The organism is Aquabacterium sp., from assembly GCF_036273115.1.
Taxonomy (GTDB): domain Bacteria; phylum Pseudomonadota; class Gammaproteobacteria; order Burkholderiales; family Burkholderiaceae_C; genus Aquabacterium.
In genome coordinates this window covers 66,353-79,273 of record NZ_DASUIN010000034.1, presented here as the reverse complement: position 1 = coordinate 79,273, position 12,921 = coordinate 66,353, and the positions used below count along the sequence as shown (strand labels likewise).

Annotated in this window: 12 protein-coding genes; 4 read left to right on the top strand and 8 right to left on the bottom strand. The window is 59.6% G+C overall.

The genetic code is table 11. The annotated features are described in order from the left end of the window. Positions 1-129: 129 nt before the first annotated feature. The 3 genes from ispE to VFW72_RS15725 are packed head-to-tail and all read right to left on the bottom strand — an operon-like array spanning position 130 to position 3,520. A complete protein-coding gene (gene ispE, locus VFW72_RS15735) occupies positions 130-1,014 on the bottom strand; it encodes a 4-(cytidine 5'-diphospho)-2-C-methyl-D-erythritol kinase (RefSeq protein ID WP_329675236.1) in 885 nt (294 codons plus the stop codon). 9 nt (positions 1,015-1,023) lie between these two features. Continuing rightward, on the bottom strand, positions 1,024-1,587 hold the full coding sequence (locus tag VFW72_RS15730; RefSeq protein ID WP_329675235.1) for an outer membrane lipoprotein LolB: 564 nt from the start codon (positions 1,585-1,587) through the stop codon (positions 1,024-1,026). Positions 1,588-1,594: 7 nt separating this feature from the next. Next, positions 1,595-3,520 (bottom strand): tetratricopeptide repeat protein, encoded by a 1,926-nt coding sequence (locus tag VFW72_RS15725; protein WP_329675234.1) that lies wholly within the window; start codon positions 3,518-3,520, stop codon positions 1,595-1,597. 85 nt (positions 3,521-3,605) lie between these two features. Between VFW72_RS15725 and mutM the strand changes: the two genes are divergently transcribed. The 3 genes from mutM (at position 3,606) to mutY (ending at position 7,648) form a co-directional block, all read left to right on the top strand. Then, the gene (gene mutM / locus VFW72_RS15720; protein WP_329675233.1) at positions 3,606-4,436 is read left to right on the top strand and encodes a bifunctional DNA-formamidopyrimidine glycosylase/DNA-(apurinic or apyrimidinic site) lyase; all 831 of its coding nucleotides are present in this window, start codon (positions 3,606-3,608) and stop codon (positions 4,434-4,436) included. Positions 4,437-4,534: 98 nt separating this feature from the next. Next, on the top strand, positions 4,535-6,514 hold the full coding sequence (locus VFW72_RS15715; RefSeq protein WP_329675232.1) for a dynamin family protein: 1,980 nt from the start codon (positions 4,535-4,537) through the stop codon (positions 6,512-6,514). Positions 6,515-6,532: 18 nt separating this feature from the next. Then, positions 6,533-7,648 (top strand): A/G-specific adenine glycosylase, encoded by a 1,116-nt coding sequence (mutY, locus tag VFW72_RS15710; protein ID WP_329675231.1) that lies wholly within the window; start codon positions 6,533-6,535, stop codon positions 7,646-7,648. 9 nt (positions 7,649-7,657) lie between these two features. Here the strand turns inward: mutY and xth are convergent, their stop codons facing one another. Continuing rightward, the gene (gene xth, locus VFW72_RS15705) at positions 7,658-8,455 is read right to left on the bottom strand and encodes an exodeoxyribonuclease III (protein ID WP_329675230.1); all 798 of its coding nucleotides are present in this window, start codon (positions 8,453-8,455) and stop codon (positions 7,658-7,660) included. A gap of 39 nt (positions 8,456-8,494) precedes the next feature. Next, positions 8,495-9,463, bottom strand: a complete 969-nt coding sequence (locus VFW72_RS15700) for a chemotaxis protein CheX (RefSeq protein ID WP_329675229.1) — start codon at positions 9,461-9,463, stop codon at positions 8,495-8,497. 359 nt (positions 9,464-9,822) lie between these two features. Here VFW72_RS15700 and VFW72_RS15695 point away from each other — a divergent pair, with 359 nt between their 5' ends. Beyond that, entirely contained in the window at positions 9,823-10,617 is a 795-nt protein-coding gene (locus tag VFW72_RS15695; protein ID WP_329675228.1) for a PEP-CTERM sorting domain-containing protein, read from the top strand. A gap of 86 nt (positions 10,618-10,703) precedes the next feature. On the opposite strand, the gene VFW72_RS15690 is transcribed toward VFW72_RS15695, so the two are convergent. The 3 genes from VFW72_RS15690 to VFW72_RS15680 form a co-directional block, all read right to left on the bottom strand. After that, positions 10,704-11,450 carry a TerC family protein gene (locus VFW72_RS15690; RefSeq protein WP_329675227.1) on the bottom strand — a complete coding sequence of 249 codons (747 nt, stop codon included), beginning with the start codon at positions 11,448-11,450 and terminating at the stop codon, positions 10,704-10,706. A 140-nt stretch (positions 11,451-11,590) separates the two neighbouring features. Beyond that, positions 11,591-12,106 (bottom strand): dihydrofolate reductase, encoded by a 516-nt coding sequence (locus VFW72_RS15685; protein ID WP_329675226.1) that lies wholly within the window; start codon positions 12,104-12,106, stop codon positions 11,591-11,593. Beyond that, positions 12,103-12,897 (bottom strand): thymidylate synthase, encoded by a 795-nt coding sequence (locus VFW72_RS15680; RefSeq protein ID WP_329675270.1) that lies wholly within the window; start codon positions 12,895-12,897, stop codon positions 12,103-12,105. The genes VFW72_RS15685 and VFW72_RS15680 overlap by 4 nt, the downstream gene beginning before the upstream one ends. Between the last annotated feature and the right edge of the window lie 24 nt (positions 12,898-12,921).

Here is a 12,921-nt window from a genome sequence, read left to right as displayed (position 1 = left end):
GAAGCGAACTTCGCGTCAAAACCTAGTAAGTGTTCTCTTGACTAGAGCCTCAAATTATAGCCAGCTTTTTGCGTTTGTTGCAAGCGTCTTGTTCAATTTTGTTGTTGATCGGTGTGAGTTGCAAACTTGCTACAACGGCAACCAATCAAGCAACGGATGTTGAACCAGACCACAACAAAGGCGGCTGACCCATGAAGAATCACTCAGGCCGACATCGGTGGGCTCGAATGACTTCAGGTGGGGGGTGTTGTTGCTGGGCTCAACCCAGGAAAACACCGCGCTGCCTGACCCGGTCATTCGGCTGTTGCCGAAGCGGTTCTGCATGATTCCAAGCGCTTCGCTGACTTGACTGCTGAACTCCGCTGCGGGAGCTTGCAAATCGTTTTGACCGAAGCGCTTAGGCGCTGCAAGAAAGTCTGCGACTATAGCAGGCTTTGTGTCGCGTTTCAGGAGCGAGCTGGAAAAAATCGCTGCGGTCGGGATGGCAACCGGGGGTTTGAGGATGGCGAGTTGTGTATTTGACACACTGGCCGGCAGTTCGATGGGGGTGATGATTTCGCCTACGCCCTCCACCCAGGCTGGGCGGCCTCGCAGGAAGAAGGGCACGTCTGCCCCCAACTTCAGTCCGAGTGCTTCCAGCCGGGCGCCACTCCAGTTCAGTTGCCACAGCTTGTTCAGCGCGATCAGCACGGTAGCGGCATCTGAGCTCCCGCCACCCAGACCGGCGCCCCACGGGACGTGTTTGTGAATGCTGATGTCGCATCCAAGCGAGGTGCCACTTTCGGCTTGCAGCAAACGCGCGGCGCGCAGGCAGAGGTCATCAGCGGGCAGTGCTGGGCCGAGGTCGTGGCGCTGTATCTTGCCGTCGCGTCGCAGTTCGATGTGCAGTTCGTCAGACCAGTCGATGGGCAAAAAGACAGACTGAAGCAGGTGATAGCCGTCAGGGCGCCGCCCAGTCACGTGCAAAAACAGATTGATCTTGGCGGGGGCGGGGAGGCCCGTCAGGCTGGTCATGGCTTGTGTTTACTGTTCAAGGCGAACCTTGATGGTGATGAGCCGCTGGCTTGCTGTCTCGGTCCGGGTGGCTTGCAGTTTGCCTTGCATGAGCAGGCGTGTGTCGATTTGCCAGCCAGCTTGCTCGAAGCCAGACTGATCTGGCAGCACTTGGGAGGCGGCCAGTTCGGGCGCGGGAACGCCTTGCAACCAGTGAGGCAGGGCTTGAACCGGAATGTCTTCGCCCAGCAGTTGTGCAGAAAGCTCATTCAGTGAGCCATACGAACTGCGCCCTTCGGACGAGTCGAGGTGGGCACTTTGCGCATTCCAGGTGACCTGCGCGAGTTGTGTTCCAAGAGGCGTCATCAGGTCGAGTTGGCCCTCGCCAGTGGTGGCTTTGAGGAAAAAAGTGAAGCTCTGGCCATCGGCTGGCAGAGAGCCAAAGGCGCCCAGTTTGACGCTGAGATGACCTTGCCACTGCTGCGCTTGTTGAAGTTGCGCCGAGGGCAACAGAACTGGGGGGCGTGGCGGGCTTTTGCAGGCGCTCAGCAGTGCCGTCAGGCCCAGCGCACACACGCTCGTGCGAATGTTCATGCCAGATTCACAACCCGATGTGCAGTCGATGGATGACCGACTTGAGTAGCTCGTTACCCGGATCTCGGCCCAGGGCTTCTTTCAGTACCTTGCGGGCTTCCTCTTGCTGGCCGCTGGTCCACAGTGCTTCGCCCAGATGCGCAGCGATTTCCGGGTCGGCTTTGGCAGCCAGAGCCTGTCGCAATAGCTTGATGGCATCTTCGACACGCCCCGATCGGTATTCCAGCCAGGCCAGACTGTCTGTGATGAAGGGGTCGGCTGGTCGCAGCGCCAGGGCCTTTTCGAGGAGGACTCGGGCTTCAGGCAAGCGGATGTTGCGCTCAGCGAGGCTGTAGCCCAGGGCGTTGTAGGCGTTCGGGTCTTCGGGGTTGAGTTCCATGACCCTACGCAGCATGGTTTCCATGCGGTCGTATTGCTTGAGCTTTTCCGAGATCATGGCGAGGTCGTACATCAGGTCCGACTCTTCAGGGAATCGCTCCAGTGCGGCATTCAGCACCTTCTGCGCTTCGCTGAGTTGATTGGCTTCGCGCAGCAGTTGCGATTCGATCTGGACTTTGGTGACACCATCTTGTGGCTCTATTTCGGGCACAGCACGAATGGCTGCGCGTGCCTGATCCAGTTTGCCTGTGCGGGCGAGCAGTTGCGCGCGCTGGTTCTGGACAGCCAGCTTGGCTTGATTGGGGTCAGCCAATTGCAGCCAACCGATGGCCTGATCAATGCGACCTTGCTTTTCGGCAATTTGCGACAGCAGCAGATTCGCTTGTTCCAGCTCGCCTTTGGGCGCGCCTGGGTTGGGGGTGTTGTCTGCTTCGTCCGGTGTGTCTGGCTTGTTGGTGCCTTTGCCGTCTGGGGTTGCCGCGAGTTTTCCACGGGCCTGCGCGGTGGGGGCTTTACCGCCTGGGCGTTCTTCCTGGCCTAACAATTCAAGCACCTTGGTTGTGGCCTTTTCGGCCGCGTCGTATTGCTTGAGCTCGAAGCGGACCAGGCCCAAGGTCAGCCAGGCGGAACTGTGTGTGGGGTGGCTTTGGGTCAGCAACTCGAGTTGCGACGCGGATTCGGGCAGACGCTGCAAACCAGCCAGGCGACGCGCATAAGACAGTCGAACCAGGGGCGCTGCTGCGGGTGTGGAGAGCTGTTGCTGAACGACTTTTTCCGCATCAGGGTTGCTGGCCATCAGATCGGTGGCCAGCAGCCCAACCATGGTGTGGTCGGGCTTGAGGGTGGCGGCCCGCTTCAGCGCGGCCATGGCTTTGTCGCTGTCTTTGGCTAAAAGCCAGGCTTCAGATGTGGCCACCCAGGCTTCCACCTGCTCGAGCTGGCCTTGGCGCCATGGTTCGGTGGCGTCTTCAATGACCTGAGCGGAGGCGGTCTTGTCGGTCAGGCGGGTCATGGCCCGGGGTAGCGACAGCAGGACTTGACCTTGCTGGGCGGAAGGGGTCAGCTGAATCAATGCACGCAAGGGGGCGGTGAGGTCGGCCGTGCGATCGAGCGCCAGCAGGATTTGCGTGAGGTACTCGCAGGCTTCACGTGATTGAGGCAGCGCCTGACGCCAGGCCTTGGCCGCTGTCAGGGCCTGTTCGCCCGCGCGGGCTTGCAGGGCAATTGACACCGCGCGCTGGTACAACTGGCCGCTTCTGTGCCGTTTGGCCAACTCCAGGTAGATCTGGAAGGCGGTGCCGGGGTCACCTGAATGCGCCTGGATTTCCGCGATCAGGAGTTGGTAGAACATCTCGCCGTCCATGGCCGAGCTGTCGGGCAAAGGCTTGGCGAGGTCTTTTTTGAGAGCCAAGGCTTCTTGTCGCTTGTCCAGCCCTGCGGGGGCGGCCTGGCTGACCAAGGGGGTGCTCAGGCTGAGGGCCACCAGCAGCGCAGCGGTGGTTTGGCTGAACCGGAAGTGGGACAGGGGGGCGTTAAAAAATCGCAGGTCGAGCATGAGCACTCCAGGAGATGCTTCATTCTATTGATGACAATGGCTGTCATTGGTTCGATTGCCTCAGTAAATTCACCTTGTTGGGTCTATGCCGGAATTACCTGAAGTTGAAGTCACTCGTTTGAGCTTTGCCGATCGAATCGAGGGGGCAAAGGTCGAGTTCGTCGCGATGGGCAAACCTTTGCGTTGGCCCCTGGGTGTGTCGCCCGACGTGTTGGTGGGGGCGCGTGTGGGGGCCGTCGCCCGTCGGGGCAAATACCTGTGGGTGCCACTGACTGGTGGCCAGCAAGAGCAGGGGGGGCTGCTGATTCACCTGGGCATGTCGGGCTCGTTGTCGTTTGGGTTTGATGTGAACGCGCCGGGCGTTCACGACCATTTTGAGTTGAAGACGTCGCAAGGCGTGTTGCGGTTGACCGACCCTCGGCGTTTCGGTGCGGTCGTGTGGAGCCCGTCGATGACCGAAGGCGTGGCGGCCAAGTTGTTGTCCACACTGGGGCATGAACCGTTTGACCCGAGTTTGACAGGCGCGTACCTGCATGAGCGATTCAAGGGGCGCACGGCCCCCATCAAGCAGGCTGTTCTGGCAGGAGACGTGGTGGTTGGGGCGGGCAATATTTACGCCTGCGAGGCCTTGTTCATGGCTGGCATTGACCCAAGGGTGCCGGCGGGCAAGGTCAGCCGGCCTCGGTGCGACAAACTGTTGGCGGCGATTCAACAGGTGCTGGCCGAGGCTTTGCGCCAGGGCGGCACCAGCTTGAAGGACTTCAAGGATGCTTATGGCAGCCAGGGGCACTTCCAGTTGTCGACCCAGGTTTATGGGCGGGAAGGGCTGCCGTGTCGGATTTGTGCGACGCCTGTGTCTCGTCTCGTCCAAGGCCAGCGAGCCACGTTTTTCTGCAGAGTTTGTCAAAAAAGGTGACAGACTTCTCAAATCAGTCACGCAGGGCTGTACTTTTTGTCCCAACTTGCCGATGGCGCTGTAATCCGTCGGAGGAAGCCTTGCGCTAGGATGTTTTCATGATGCCCACTTTTGCGAGTCACCTGGATGCTCTGGGTCAGTGGCGTGTGGCCACTGATTCGAAGCTTGCCGCCCTGGCGCGTTTCGCACGCGAGCACGATTTGCTGGACGATTCGTCTGCCGAATGGTTTGAAGCCATGCGGCACCGCTTGTCTGGCGAGAAGCTCATGGTGGCCTTTGTCGCCGAGTTTTCGCGCGGCAAGTCTGAGTTGATCAACGCCATCTTCTTCTCTGACAAGGGCCGACGCATGATGCCGGCCTCCGCTGGCCGCACCACCATGTGCCCGGTCGAGTTGGGGTATGACGCGGAAGACCCGGTTGGGTTGACGTTGTTGCCCATCGAAACGCGCCTGCAGGCTGCTTCGCTGTCGGAGTTGCGCACACAGCCGCAGGTCTGGACCATGATCGAGTTGGACTTGTCCAACCCTGAGGGCATGGCCGCTGCGCTGGCCGAGGTCATGCGAACCCGCCTGGTTTCGAAGGAAGAGGCCCGCAAGCTGGGTTTCTGGGACGACGAACGCCCTGACGACAACCCGCCGGTCACCGCTGATGACCAGGTTGAAATTCCGGTCTGGCGCCACGCGCGTATCAACTTGCCGCACCCGCTGCTCAAGCGCGGGTTGGTGGTGCTCGATACCCCGGGGCTGAATGCCATTGGTACCGAACCCGAACTGACACTGGGCTTGCTGCCCCAAGCGCACGCCACCGTGTTCATTCTGGGTGCCGATACCGGCGTGACCAAGTCTGACTTGTCGATCTGGCGCGACCACTTGAGTGGGCCCGCCTTGGCGCGCTATGTGGCGCTGAACAAGATTGACTCGCTGGCCGATCCGCTCAGCACGCCTGAGCAGGTGCAGCAAACCATTACGCGCCAATGCGAGAGCGTCGCGCAGACCCTGGAAATCCCGACCGAGCACGTTTTCCCCATTTCGGCCCGTCAGGCTCTGGCTGCGCGTTTGAACGGAGATGCCCAAGGTCTGGCTAACAGCCGCTTGGAAGCGTTCGAGACCGCCTTGTCTGAGGGCTTGCTGCCCAAGCGACGCGAGAATCTGGCGCACGCGTCGGTGGATGGCGCGCGGCAGTTCCAGGGGCAGTTGAATCGTCGGTTTGCCGAGATGCGGCGCTTGTACGCTGACCAGTTGCTCGAGTTGCGCGGATTGCGTGGCAAGAGTTCGGGCAAGGTTCAGTTGATGCTGCAGCGTGTTCAAGCTGAAGCCGCCGAGTTTGAGCAATGTACGGCTCGCCTGGCCGCGATGCGCAGTGTGCATGCCCGCATGTTGAAGGACGCCTTGGCTGAGCTGTCGGCCGACCGAGTTCGGCAGGAAGTGGATGTGCTGCAGCAGGTGCTGGGTGGTTCCTGGCTGCCGCTGGGCGCCAAGAAGGCGTTCGTCGAGCTGTGCGCGCGCCTGCGTGGCCTGATCGAACAGGCTCAGCAACGCAGTGAAGAAATTCATTCCATGCTGGTGGCCTCGTTTGCCAAGCTCAATGCCGAGTTCGGCTTCAGCCTGGTGGCTGACGTGCCGCTGGATGTTCGCAAGTACGCCGACGATCTGAATCTGATTGAGCGCAACTACGTTCAGTACCTGGGCTTGAGTCAGGCTTTCCGTCTGGCGCAGCCCGGCTTCCAGGAGCAGTTCCGTCGCATGTTGATCTCGCGTTTGCGCGTGGTGTTCGAAACGGTCAGCAACGACATTGAGTTGTGGAACAAGACCGCGTCAGCTCAAGTGGATGGCCAATTGCGTGAGCGCCGTCGTAACTTCAAGCGCCGCTACGAGTCACTGGATCGCATTCAGTCGGCATCGGGCGAACTGGACGTGCGCTTGCAAGAGGTTCAAGCTCAGGATGAGCGCGTGCTGCAACTGCAGACCCGTTTGGGCACCCTGGTGGATGAGTTGGTGAAGGTGGCTGAGTTGCCTGCCGTCGAGGCAGAGCATCCTGGCTTGACCGCGATGAAGGCGATCTCTCTTGATCTGACCTGATCAAAACATCGGTTCTGGATGGCAAAGAAACAAACGGGCGCGCCACTGGCGCGCCCTGATCATTTGTGGCGCCGGGTGGAGGCACTGCACCCGGACTTGTCTCGCCGCTTGGTGGCCTGGCAGGCCGACCATGGTCGCCATGACATGCCATGGCAAAAGACACGTGACCCATACCGGGTTTGGCTATCGGAAATCATGTTGCAGCAAACACAGGTGGTGACTGTGTTGGGCTACTACCAACGGTTTCTAGAGCGCTTTCCCAGCGTGTCAGACCTGGCTGCTGCGCCACTGGATGAGGTCCTGACTTTGTGGGCCGGGTTGGGCTATTACAGCCGCGCGCGTAACTTGCATCGGTGTGCACAGGCGGTGGTCAGCGATTTCGGCGGGCGCTTCCCAGAAACCGTGGCCGAGCTGGTGTCCTTGCCTGGGATCGGGCCCTCAACTGCGGCGGCCATTGCATCATTCTGTTTTGGCGTACGCACCTCCATCATGGACGGCAACGTCAAGCGGGTGCTGAGTCGGGTGTTGGCCTGGAATGAAGATCTGGCCATCAAGCTGCACGAGCGCCAGCTGTGGGATGCAGCGAACCATCTCGTGCCTGATCTTGAGACCGACATGCCGGCTTACACGCAGGGGCTCATGGATCTGGGTGCGACCGTGTGCACGCCGCGCAAGCCCAATTGCCTGCTGTGTCCGTGGTCAGACTGGTGTGGGGCGCGAAAAGAGGGGCATCCAGAAGACTACCCCGTTCAGACGCGCAAATTGAAACGGTCTGAGCGTGAAAGCTGGCCGCTGTGGCTGGAGTGGCAGGGGCAAGTCTGGCTAAGCCAGATGCCCGACAGTGGTGTGTGGGCTGGCTTGTGGACCCTGCCTTTGTTTGACAGCTTATTGCAGCTGCAGACCTTGGTTGGCGACGAGCGCACCCCGATGTTGCTGCCGCAGCCGAAATTCAAGCATGTGCTCACGCATCTCGATTGGTGGCTGCACCCGCATCGATTGGTTTGCTCTGAGCCAGATGCAGCTGCTTTGGCTTGCGCGTTGCAAGGCTCACAACATGGAGGCCTATGGGTTCGCATCGACGACCTGGCTCAGTGGGGCTTGCCGGCCCCCATGCGCAAACTACTGCTTGGCTGAGTTCGTGATTCAGCTTTGTGGTGCGGGCTCGTCGAGCGTGACCACCACGGGAGCATGATCGCTTGGGCGTTCGTTCTTGCGTGGTGCCTTGTCGATCGCGCAGGCCGTCACTCGGGATGAGAGTGGCTGGCTGACCAGAATGTGATCAATGCGCAGCCCCTGGTTCTTGCGGAACGCGAGGTTGCGGTAGTCCCACCAACTCCAGCTTTTGACGGGCTGCTCGAACAAGCGGAACGCGTCGGTCAGGCCCAACTGAATCAGTTGCTGGAAATGGGCGCGCTCGGGCACCGTGCAGTGGATTTGATCTTTCCAGGCTACCGGGTCGTACACATCGGCGTCGGTCGGGGCAATGTTGAAGTCACCCATCAGGACCAGATTAGGGTGCCGGGCGAGTTCCTCTTTCACCCAAGCCTCGAGAGCGTCCAGCCAAGCCATCTTGTAGACGAACTTGTCGCTGTCAGGCGCCTGCCCATTGGGAAAGTAGGCGCCAATGACGCGAATGGGGCCATTGACCGCGTCGGGCACGGTGCCGGCGATGACCCGGGCCTGATCGTCGGCAAAGCCCGGGATGTTGCGAACGATGTCGGTGCTGTCCGCGCGGGTGAGCAGTGCCACCCCGTTGTAGGTTTTCTGGCCGAACCACTGGGCTCGGTAGCCTGCCGCCTCCAGATCAGCGTGAGGGAACTTGTCGTCTGTCAGTTTGGTTTCTTGTAAAACCAGTGCATCGACCGGGTTGGCAGCGAGCCAGTCCAGTAGTTGCGGGAGGCGTACGGACAGCGAGTTGACGTTCCAGGTGGCGAGTTTCATGTGGCATGAGCAAAGCCCTCCGACATGCGAAGAGCTTGTTTAAAACATTTCCAGTTCGCCCGATTCGACCAATTCCTCTGTGGTGGCGGTTTCCAGTTCCTTGAACCCGTCGGGATTCCAGTTCAGGTTGAATACGAAGCGTTGGTAGATGTTAACCGGTGGTTCGCTCTGATCGGCCAGATCGGTCAGCGTGTATTTGAAGCACAACTGGGGCGTGGCCGAACCGAATGACACGTTTCGCTCTTCCAGTTTGACCAGCATGGGGACTTGAACCTGAGAAATCAGGCGCTGGTCTTCGTCTCCCACATAGCGCGCCTTGAAGTAGCCCCAGATCATATTGGTGACTTCGCCAAGTACCTCTGCGATGCGGCTTGGCTTCGGCGGGTCATTGGGATCGATGCATTCTGGGCCGAGCTTGACGGTTCGGTTATCGCACTGCAGCATCATGTAGCCACGGCACCAGGTGCTCTCCAGGGGGATGAGTGTGAACACCTCGCCGCAGACGATCGAGTCTTTGACGATGTATGGCGTGTCACAACTCAGGCTGAAGTGTTTGAACTGGGAACGCAATGAGTTTTCTGTGATTTCCTGAATGCCGCGGACCATGGCATTGGGGAAGACAAAGCTGAAGATGTAATCGTTGAGGTCGTGCTTCAGCGAGTCGATGGTTTCGATGGTGAAGGCTGCGCAAAAGGAATGCCGATGCGCAGGCGTCAAGTCGCTCATGTCGGCCGATTTCTTCCGGCGCAGGAAGATGGGGAGTTCCGGGCGCAACGCGTGGATTTCCTGACCCATTTGAATGCCGCCGTCGGCTGTGTCGTGATAGCTCTCCGATAAAAGGATGCCGCCGAGGTCCGCGTTGGATCGCAACACGTTCATCACGTTGTCACTGTGGGTTTTGAGCCCGATCAGGTTGTTTTGCGCGCAAAAGCGCTTGATTTCAGTGAGGGTGGCGACGTCGCCATCGTCGATGACGAGAACCTTGCTGACGATACTGGCTTGTTCCATGAGTAAGGATCTCCTGACTGATTGCTAGGCAATAGCCTATCGGAAGCCTCCGCTCAGGACTTGAGCTGTTCACACTCATTTAACGATCTGCCGTGCAGTACTGGTGTTCGGCTGGACAAGCGACCTGCTGGCCTTGTGCGGAGTGGGCATTTTTCCCGGGTGGGGTGTAGCCGAATTTCCAGAATCTCGTCCGGATTTGCTATTGCGATGTCACGACACCCACTACCAAGTTAGGGGGGGCGGGCGTTAAACAGCCCGTCACTTTGGGTGAGTGGTGGGTAACAAGGCGTACGATTACTTACAAGGCGGGCCGTTGACGTCGATCCATCAAAAAATGCTCTCAATTGGAGGATTGAATCATGTTCAAGCACGTGCGTCGTGTTGCGAAGGTTGTTGCAGTGGGGGGGGCCATGTCGTGGGCCGGAGTGGCGTTCGCTGCCGGTGCTGTCTCAGGTCAAGGTACTTGGGAATCCACGTTGCAGGCCCGCGATCTCAATCACGATGGCCAGATCGATGCGTTTTATGACACGTCGCTGAATATTTCGTGGCTGAGTGATGCGTTTGCCGAAGGCCCCCCAGTGGGCTTTCCCGCTGGTCGCCCGATTCGGTTTTGGGGCGAAGCGCACGAGTGGACCTTGAATCTGGACGTTCACGGCGTGAAGGGCTGGCGTTTGCCTTCCGTGGTCAATGACTTTTTCGCTACCGACCCTGGTGGCCGTCACTGTCCCATCGATACGTTTGATGGGGCATCACACACCCTGTGCGGTTTCAACAGCGACGTGACTCGTTCGGAGTTGGCCCACATGTATTACGTCACGCTGGGTAACAAGGCCCCCTTGGCGCTGGATGGCTCACCCCAGGCTGGTTCGGGCTTGACCAACACAGGGCCGTTTACCGACCTGCGTGAAGCGATTTACTGGACGGGCACACACCATGATCAGGGTGGCTACGTCTGGGCTTTCGGCATGGCCGGTGGCTGGCAGAACGTCGACGACCCCTTCCATGGCTTTCCTTATGGCACCTGGGCGGTTCACGATGGCGATGTGGGGGCCCTTGCCGCCGTGCCCGAGCCTGAATCGGTCGCCATGGTGCTCGCAGGTGGTTTGACTTTGGCAGGCATTCTGGCGCGGCGTCATCGAGCCGCTCTGGCCTGATTGGCGCAGCACATGAAAAAGGCGAGTCAACCGACTCGCCTTTTTTCTTTGAGCTCCCCACCGAGGCGGGGAGGCCTTGAACTGAATCAGCTCCGTGCTGCCAGACGCTTGCCGCGAGCCCGGATGTTGAGGGCTTCCACGACCAGCGAGAAGGCCATCGCGGCGTAGATGTAGCCTTTGGGCACGTGCATATCGAAGGCTTCTGCTGTCAGGGCCATGCCCACCATCACCAGGAAGGCGAGTGCCAGGACTTTCACCGAGGGGTGGCGGTCAACGAACTCGCCAATCGGCTTGGCCGCAAACAGCATCACGCCAACGGAGGTGACCACGGCGGCGATCATGACACCGATCTGGTCGACCATGCCCACAGCGGTGATGACGGAGTCAAGCGAGAACACGATGTCGATGATGGCGATCTGACCGATGATGCCCCAGAACAGGCGGGTGCCTGCCGCCTTGAGTGTGGCCGGATCGGTTTGCGGGGGACCGTCTTCTTCACGTGCTTCAACTTCTACGAAGATTTCGTGCGAGGCCTTGTAGAGCAGGAACAGGCCACCGAACAGCAGGACCAGGTCGCGACCGCTGATGCCTTGGTTGAACACGGTGAAGAGATCGTTGGTCAGGCTCATGACCCAGCTCAGCGAGAAGAGCAGCAGCAAGCGTGACACCATGGCAAAACCCAAGCCAAGTCGACGAGCCTTGTCGCGCAGTTCTGCAGGCAGGCGGCCCACCAGGATGGAGATGAAGATGATGTTGTCTACACCCAGGACGATTTCGAGGGCGGTCAGCATCGCAAAGGCGATCCAGACGTTGGGGTCGAGCAGGAATTCCATGTTCAGATAAGACCTTTAAGGCTGAGATAGAAGGTTCAGCCTTCAACGATACCGATCTGTCGGGTGAAAGTAAATTCGAATAATTCCCTTGAATGCTTCGGAAAAACCGAAGTGAACCCGGGGCTTTGCCCACGGCTTTTTCAGCGCTGACGCTGGTATGTCACGAAATGGAAAGTGGTACCGGTGGCCGATTGGTGAGTCTCGCGCTGTGCTTCTGTGAAGTCCTCGCGTGACCAGGCTGGGAAGAAGGTGTCGGCATCAAAGTCGGCATCGACTTCGGTCAGGACCAGTTCGTCGGCCAGTGGCAGGGCCAATGCATAGAGCTCGCCGCCGCCCATGACAAATGCTTTTGGGGCGTCGGCCACGAGCGCCAGGGCTTGCTCCATGCTGTGGGCGACTTCGGCGCCGTCAGCCTGCCACTGTGTATTTCGGGTCACCACAATGTTGCGGCGACCTGGCAGTGGGCGAAAGCGCGCGGGCAAGGAGTCCCAGGTTCGGCGGCCCATGATCACGGGGCAGCCCATGGTGGTTTGGCGGAAATGCTTCTGGTCAGCAGATTCTTGCCAGAGCAGATCGTTGTCTTTGCCGATGGCGCCGCCGCGCGCCACCGCCGCGATGAGGCTCAACACGGCGGGTTTGGAGCGAGTGGCGGTCATACGGCAACGGGCGCTTTGATGGCGGGGTGGTGTTGGTACTCGAGCACTTCGAAGTCTTCGTACTCGTAGTCGAAGATGGAGGCCGGTTTGCGCTTGATGTTCAGTACGGGGTAGGGGAAGGGGTCGCGGTTGAGTTGCAGCTCGACTTGCTCGGTGTGGTTGCTGTAGATGTGGCAGTCGCCGCCGGTCCAGATGAAGTCGCCCACATCCATGTCGCACTGCTGGGCCAGCATGTGGGTCAGGAGGGCATAGGACGCGATGTTGAAAGGCACGCCCAGGAAGATGTCGGCGCTGCGTTGATACAGCTGGCAGCTGAGTTTGGGCTTGTCGCCTTCTGTTTGCGGTGGAGCGACGTAGAACTGGAAGAAGGCGTGGCACGGCGGCAAGGCCATTTGCTCGATCAGGCCGACGTTCCAGGCGCTGACAATGATGCGGCGCGAATCGGGGCTGGATTTGAGTTGCTTGACGACCTCGGAAATCTGATCCACGTGGCTGCCGTCTGGCTTGGGCCAGTTGCGCCATTGCACGCCGTACACAGGGCCCAGCGAGCCGTCTTCCCTCGCCCACTCGTCCCAGATGGTCACGCCGCGCTCTTGCAGCCATTTGACGTTGTCATCGCCACGCAGGAACCACAGCAGCTCCACGATGATGGACTTGAGATGGACCTTCTTGGTGGTGACCAAGGGGAAGCCTTCGCTCAGGTCGAAGCGCATCTGGTGACCAAAGACGCTGCGCGTACCGGTTCCGGTGCGGTCGGTTTTGAGCACGCCCGTGGTGTGCACGTGGCGCATGAAGTCTTCGTACTGGCTGCGGAT